Source organism: Rhizobium sp. 18055 (assembly GCF_902706285.1).
GTDB lineage: Bacteria > Pseudomonadota > Alphaproteobacteria > Rhizobiales > Rhizobiaceae > Rhizobium.
Genome location: NZ_CACSKD010000269.1, coordinates 1 through 444, shown reverse-complemented (window position 1 = coordinate 444; position 444 = coordinate 1). Strand labels below are relative to the sequence as shown.

The following is a 444-nucleotide window of genomic DNA, read 5'->3' as shown; positions in this document are numbered from 1 at the left end:
GGTGCAGTGTTCTCGCCTGGTACCGTGACGAAGACCCTGTTCTGCGGCGAAACCAGCGTGCTGAGCTTCGCTGACGCAGGCAACTCCGTGCTGGCTGCTTCCGTGGCCCGTCAGAACCTGGCGGCTGGTTCCTTCCAGAACGGCTGGAGCCGTGTGGACGTGACGAACCGTGGCCTGGGTCTGCCGGTCCTGGGTTCCTCGTTCATCAAGCTGTCGAACCCCGCTGCTACGTCTGGCACGTCCGGTACCTACGGTATCACGTGGCCCCACCGCTTCACGCGTCCTGTCGTTCAGTAATCTGAGCATTGCTACGGCACTTTTCACAGCAATGTGAACCAAAAAAGGCGGGGTCTCCCCGCCTTTTTTTTATTTCTCATTTGATGGTTGACTCACACATGAAACGCTTTCCCGTCCGTCTTTGCGCTGGTGCCGTGCTGTCCGTAC

The 444-nt window shown here is 58.8% G+C and carries 1 pseudogene; it reads left to right on the top strand.

From position 1 onward, the window contains the following. Positions 1-297, top strand: a pseudogene (locus GVL52_RS29060) (hypothetical protein); the annotation flags it as partial. Positions 298-444 lie beyond the last annotated feature (147 nt).